Here is a 6,952-nt window from a genome sequence, read left to right as displayed (position 1 = left end):
AAGATCAGCTCCTAAAAAATGGGTTTGTGGTAAACACCATTTTAAAGGAAGCTGATCTTTTTTGTCCGAACAGCGTTCGGATTAATTTTACAATCTACCAATGAAACAAATTATCAATTAACACTCACCTTGCCGACACCCGATGAGTTTTGTGCATTGCGCAAAGCGGCAGGTCTAAGCCCACGTAGCCTTGCCGCAGCTACTCGCGGTTTGCCAAACAGTTTAATGGGCGTTTCAATCCGTAAACAGGGCCAGTTAGTGGCGATGGCTCGCGTTGTTGGTGATGGCAGTATCGTCTTCGAAGTCGTCGATGTTGCCGTCACACCAAGTGAGCAAGGTCACGGTCTTGGCAAACAATTAATGCACGCTGTAACCAACTATTTGTCTGAACATGCGCCAGCGGACGCAGACGTTAGTTTGATCGCCGATGTGCCTGCTGACCACCTATACGCACAGTTCAGTTTCCAACCAACAGCTCCCGAAAGCATCGGGATGGCGTGGCATCGTGAATAAATCCATCTAAATTTGACTTTGTTAATGAGAGGCGTATGCTGTAGTCAATTCATTAGGTGAGCAATCACTCACTCGACTATTTTTGACTTCGATGTACTCTAATTTAACGAAAATTATAAAAGGCCTATACTGGCCCTAGCATCTAAATTTAGAAATGTAAGTAGGCGAGGACTATGGCAACGAAAACATTAACAAATGATGATTTTGCTAAGATGGATATCAAACAATTACAAGAACAACTCGGCACTTCAGCAAAAGGACTCAGTCATGATGAGGCGGCAAAACGGCTCACACAATACGGGACCAACACCATTCAGCATGGCAAACGTCAGTCGCAGTTACTGAGCTTTCTCAAGAACTTTACGTCGATGATGGCCATTTTGCTGTGGGTCAGTGGTTTCATCGCCATGTTCGCTGGGATGGTGGAACTCGGCATTGCCATCTGGACTGTCAACTTGATCAACGGATGTTTCTCATTTTGGCAGGAACACGCAGCACAAAAGGCAACCGATTCCTTGCGCAAGATGTTGCCAACGTTTGTTCAGGTCACTCGCGATGGCAAGGACATGCAAATCAATGCGGATGATCTGGTACCGGGCGATGTCTTCGCCATTCAGGCTGGTAACGCGATTCCTGCCGATGCCCGTCTGACCGAAGTCTCCTCGATGCAAGTTGACGAATCCGCCCTCACTGGTGAGTCCGTTCCGACTTCCAAACGTTCAACATATAATCACGGCGACGGTCAGTTCGCCGAAAAGAACATCGTCTATGCCGGTACTGTCGTCACCAGTGGCACGGCAACCGCGATTGCACTCAGCACCGGGATGCAAACGGAATTTGGTAAAATTGCTAGTCTAACTCAGAATGAAAAACAAACTGCGTCACCATTACAACAAGAGCTTAACCGCCTAACTCGGCAGCTATCACTTATCGCGATTATGATTGGTGTTGTCTTCTTTGTTCTGGCCATCTTCTTCGTCCACTATCCGGTCGCTAAATCGTTTATCTTTGCGCTCGGCATGATCGTTGCGTTCATCCCCGAAGGCTTGTTGCCAACTGTCACACTATCATTAGCTCAAGGCACGCAACGGATGGCCAAAAAACATGCCCTTTTAAAACAACTCAACAGTGTGGAAACACTGGGCGAAACGACCGTCATCTGTTCCGATAAAACCGGGACGTTGACGCAAAACCAAATGACCATCAACAATGTGTGGTTGCCGACCCGCACTTATGCTGTTACGGGTACTGGATATGTCAACAACGGCCACATTCAGTTTGGCAGCAAAGACTTCGATACTACACAGGATGCGGACCTTTCACGACTGCTACAAATTGCGCTACTTAATAACGATACTCAGGTTCAGGCGCCAGCGACCAGTCAAGATACACCGAAAATTTTGGGCACGCCGACTGAGGCAGCCCTCGATATCTTAACGGCTAAGGCTGGCCTAGATAAGACAACGGTTGCTAAAAAAATGCCACGTCTGGCCGAATTGCCGTTTGACTCTGATCGCAAACGGATGACGACGATTCACCCCACTGCTGACGGTGGCCGCGTCATTTACACAAAGGGTGCGCTCGATGGCATGTTAAGCATCAGTGATCAGATTCTAGATGGCGGTAATGTGCGTGCCATGACCGATGCCGACCGCAACGAGATTAATCACGCCAATGAAATGTACGCGGCTCAAGGGTTACGCGCATTGGCGTTTGCCTATCGAGAAGTCGGCGCGGATAGTTCAACGCTCCCTCAAGACAACAAAGCAATCAGTATCGACACAGCTGAACGGCACATGATCTTCGTTGGGCTGACCATTATGGCCGACCCGCCGCGTCCAGAAATTTACGACGCAGTCAAAAAGTGTCACCGCGCCAACATTCGAATCATTATGGTCACTGGCGACAGTGCGTTAACTGCCAAGAGTGTCGCCGTCAAAATTGGTCTCACTTCTGACAAAGCGCGCGTCATCACCGGTGATGAACTCAACCAAATGAGTGACGATCAGCTTCGTGAAGCGGTCAAAGGCGAAGTCATCTTCGCCCGCGTTGCACCAGAACATAAATTCCGTATCGTTTCCACCTGTCAGGCAAACGGCGATATCGTTGCTTCCACTGGTGACGGTGTTAATGACGCGCCAGCCTTAAAAAAAGCTGATATCGGGATTGCCATGGGTGTCACTGGGACTGATGTTGCTAAAGACGCAGCAGACATGATCCTAACTGACGACAACTTTGCTTCGATTGTGGCCGCTATTGAAGAAGGCCGGACCGTTTACAGTAATTTGCAAAAGTTCCTCTTGTACATCTTAAACAGCAACGTACCGGAAGCTGCGCCATCCGTGATCTTCTTGTTCACCCGCGGCCTGGTGCCACTGCCATTAACCGTTATGCAAATTTTGACCGTTGATTTAGGAACGGACATGTTACCTGCCCTCGGCCTTGGTGCTGAACAAAGCGAACCAGGAATTATGGATCAGCCACCGCGTCCGCGGACGGCCCACTTGTTGAACAAGTCCATCATCTGGAAAGCGTTTGGCTTATATGGTCTAGTCGCCTCTGTGATTTCAACGGTCGCCTACTTCTTCGTTAACAAGATGAACGGTTGGCCTAGCATCGCACTGGCAAGTAATGGTGATGTTTACCGCGAAGCCACCACAATGACGCTGGCCGCAATTGTCTTTTGTCAGATTGCCGCGGCCATCAACTGTCGGACACAGATATCTTCAGTCTTCAGCATCGGTATTTTCAGCAACCACCGCATCTGGTGGGGAATTGCGTTTGAAGTATTGCTCCTAGCCTGCTTAATCTATATTCCATTCTTGCAGGGACTATTTAACACGGCACCACTGGGCATTAGTGAATGGATTTTTCTGATTGTCATTCCAATTCCGTTATTCTTGCTGGAAGAATTGCGTAAGTACTTGGTTCGACAACATCATGCAAAGCAATAAAAGTTCGTTTCAAAAGTCCGCAATGACTGATTAGAATCGGTTACTGCGGACTTTTTGTGACCAAATTAATTGACGGTCGAAGAACGATTTAAGGGCGTAAACCAGCCAAAGACACCAGCGCCAAAACGAATCATCCCCGCCATCACAATGATGACTGCTAACGGCCAATGCGCCGCCACTAGCCCCGCTCCCAGAAAACTACCAATGGGAATCGACGCGTATGAGATCATTCGCGTCACACTGACGACACGGCCAAGGATTGCTTGTGGAATAACCGTTTGCCGTAATGAAAAGAACACCACTGCATTCACATTGCCACAGAAATTAACCAGCGCATAAAAGGCTGCTACTGAAAGGAAGTGGTGGCTCAGACCAACACCAACCAAACTGACACCAGCTAATAATGTTGTGCCAACAATTAAAGTACCTGCCGAAAAATGACGACTTAACCATGGCGTCGCAAGAGAGCCGATAATAGCCCCAATGCCTGCTAATCCCATCGTGATACCAGCAATCGAAACAGATGTGTGCAGCGAATGGCGCATAAAATAAATAAAGTTAGCGGCAAACATGTTGGTACCCAAGTTTGTCCAAAAGAATAACAGAGCCCCATACCAAACAATTTTGTTTTGATATGAAGCAACGAAGCCGGCCTTTATGGCGCTTACTGTCGATTCTGAAATTAATGCAGTTTGACGTTTTGCGCTGGGGTGGACAGCAAAACTCAAAATGGCCGCCAGTAAAAAGCTTGCCGCATCAATGGAAACCGCTAACTGTGGTGCAATCAGCGCAGTCAACAAACCACCGACCATCGGACCAATTAGGCTCAATGTGTTATCCACAACCTGTAAAGAAGCGTTCGCCTTATACAATCTCGATGGATCAACGATCCGTGCAATGATACTTTGAAAAGCTGGATGCATTAACGGCGCGAAACTAGCCTGCACGAAAATCAATAGATAGAACCAGAATCCAGTTGTGTGACTATGCACTAAGATGGCTAGACAGCTGGTAGCCAAGGCGGCACCTAAATTACCCCAGAACAAAATCTGGCGTTCTTCAAAACGGTCAGCCATAATGCCGCTAAAGACTGAAATAAACAGCCATGGTAAAAATTGAATCCCGTAGATAAAGGCCATTTGCGCACCTGAACCTGTCAGTTGATAAATGGCAATTGGCAAAGCAATTTTTAGTAGCCAGTCGCCCAGTGTCGAAACTGTGAAAGACAGCCACAAAAATTGAAAATTAAAGCGTGATTTAATCATGACAACACCTCATATCGATTAATCACGCGTCGACGCGTTTAATAAATAGCTATTGTTCGTTGTTCACATTAGCATTAGACTCTGAATAGCGTATTGAAATTGTCATATTATACAAATAGAAAGAAGCCTTTTATGTCTTCAATGGGTGCAACATTCCGGCAATTGCGTCGTGGCAAACATTTATCGCTGACAGAAGTCAGTGATGGCATCGTTACTGCCTCATTCTTATCCAAGTACGAGCGTGGTCTAACTGATATTTCGTTTGCAACATTAACCCGCCTGCTTGAGCGGATTAATGTCGACATCGCGGAGTTCGTCTATTTTGACCAGTCCGCACAGTCAGATCACTCGACAAACGAGCAGTATTTGCATGACGTGAGCCGTTTATATCTGGCAGATAATATTGGCGCTTTACGTCAGTTAAAAAGCACATTTAGAAAAGACCACGAACAGCTGTTGCCACTTTTTCTCGATTTAAATGACGCAATGTTAGATGCCTGTATTGCATCACTAACCCAAACAACACTGGCGTCGTCCTCGCAGGAACTCATCATTAACTACCTATCAAGCGCTGAGCATTGGGGATTCTACGAGCTTTACTTATTTGGCAACTCGCTGATGTGCCTGCCAGTCGATCAGGCGATCACCTTAGCCGATCTGATGTATAAACGCGGGCTGGCCTATGTGAATTTACAAACGGATAATGTGTCTGCCCAATTCCGCATCTTGAACAACTTGATTTGTGCCTGTGCTGAACATAATCGCTTAGAAGCTGCTCAGCACTTTTTGGCACTCTTCAAACACCTGTTAATCCATCCTCGGCAATTCTATGAGACCGTTAAATATCAAATTCTTGTCGGCATGATTATGTACTTAACTGGTAAACAAGATGCTGGATTGAATCGTCTACAAGCAGCATTAATCATTGTTAAACAGGTTGGCACACCAGCATTGCTGGCGCACGAAATCAACTACCTGCAACGCTTCATGCCGTCAGACGTTTGGCAACAACTACACGAAGCTGTTGACCGCGCTCCCAGCGCATAAAATTAATTGCAAATTGTTGTCAAAATAGCGTTCAACCTGCACAATTGAGTTACGAACACGAGGGGGAATTCGATTCATGCACTTCAACTATGGGGCCGGTCCAATAATTAAATCGGTCTGGCTGATTGCTATTATTTTTGCACTAATCTTTGCTTGGTACTGGTACCGAGATAAGCGCCGGTTGATTAACGGTATCTGGTTTAACATCGCCTTTTACTCAATGTTGCTGGCGCTGGGATCAACGATTGTTAATATGGAAAATCATATTCTGATCGTGCTATTCGGTGTTCCGTTTGTTTTGGCCATAATTGCAATTGGGTTGGTGTTTGCCCTTCAAAGCATCCTGTTAATTTGGAATGCCGTCATCGTCTGGCGGAGGGAAAGTCACTCACTCGGCAATATGTTAACGTTGATTCTCGGTATCGGCGTGCTACTGATTCCTTGGCTTGACACCTGGGCCGGCCGTTTGCTACCACAACCGTGGTTCGTTTTCTTCAACATGGTGACCGATATTGTCGTGCTGTACCTACTCTTTTGGTTTTATAACTACCTTACCGTCTTGGTGCTCTATCAATTTAACCGGCCCAAACGCAATCAACAGTATGTCATTGTGCTTGGGAGCGGACTGATCAATGGTGGTGACGTGCCACCACTGTTAGCACAACGAGTCGACCGCGGGATTGAATTCTACCAACGACAATTACGCGAGACTGGTAAGGCACCCATCCTGATTCTCTCAGGTGGGCAAGGTGGCAACGAGACCCGCGCGGAGGGTGTTGCGATGCGTGAATATGCTTTACAACACGGCATCCCTGCTGATCACGCAATCGCCGAGGACCAGTCCATCAATACACTACAAAACATGTTGTTTTCGAAGAAACTGATGACGTTTAATGATGGCAAGCAGCCTAACGCCATTTTTGTCACCAGTAATTACCACACGCTCCGTGCGGGGATGATTGCCCGTCGTGCTGGTCTCAAAGCTGATGGGATTGGTTCACGCACCGCTAAGTTCTTCTTGCCAAACGCCATTATCCGCGAGTACATTGCGGTGTTTGCCCGTCACAAGTGGGCCCATGCGTTAACCATTGTATCATTGCTGATTCTGGGCGGTTTAACTGTTCTTTTCGAATATCACGTCCTTTAGCTTTTTCCTATACCCATTACATACGC

General features: G+C 47.0%; 5 protein-coding genes. 4 read left to right on the top strand and 1 reads right to left on the bottom strand.

The window, feature by feature from the left end:
• The first annotated feature begins 156 nt into the window (after positions 1-156).
• The gene (locus GB993_RS08590) at positions 157-513 is read left to right on the top strand and encodes a GNAT family N-acetyltransferase (RefSeq protein ID WP_238331635.1); all 357 of its coding nucleotides are present in this window, start codon (positions 157-159) and stop codon (positions 511-513) included.
• A gap of 173 nt (positions 514-686) precedes the next feature.
• The gene (locus tag GB993_RS08585) at positions 687-3,467 is read left to right on the top strand and encodes a cation-translocating P-type ATPase (RefSeq protein ID WP_161003940.1); all 2,781 of its coding nucleotides are present in this window, start codon (positions 687-689) and stop codon (positions 3,465-3,467) included.
• A 65-nt stretch (positions 3,468-3,532) separates the two neighbouring features.
• On the opposite strand, the gene GB993_RS08580 is transcribed toward GB993_RS08585, so the two are convergent.
• On the bottom strand, positions 3,533-4,732 hold the full coding sequence (locus tag GB993_RS08580; RefSeq protein WP_161003939.1) for an MFS transporter: 1,200 nt from the start codon (positions 4,730-4,732) through the stop codon (positions 3,533-3,535).
• A gap of 132 nt (positions 4,733-4,864) precedes the next feature.
• Between GB993_RS08580 and GB993_RS08575 the strand changes: the two genes are divergently transcribed.
• Positions 4,865-5,779 (top strand): helix-turn-helix domain-containing protein, encoded by a 915-nt coding sequence (locus GB993_RS08575; protein WP_161003938.1) that lies wholly within the window; start codon positions 4,865-4,867, stop codon positions 5,777-5,779.
• Positions 5,780-5,855: 76 nt separating this feature from the next.
• Positions 5,856-6,926 carry a YdcF family protein gene (locus GB993_RS08570; RefSeq protein WP_161003937.1) on the top strand — a complete coding sequence of 357 codons (1,071 nt, stop codon included), beginning with the start codon at positions 5,856-5,858 and terminating at the stop codon, positions 6,924-6,926.
• Positions 6,927-6,952 lie beyond the last annotated feature (26 nt).

The sequence above is a fragment of the Furfurilactobacillus milii genome, from assembly GCF_009864005.1.
Lineage (GTDB): Bacteria > Bacillota > Bacilli > Lactobacillales > Lactobacillaceae > Furfurilactobacillus > Furfurilactobacillus rossiae_B.
Note: the sequence above shows the minus strand (reverse complement) of the source record. Positions and strands in the feature narration are given on the sequence as shown.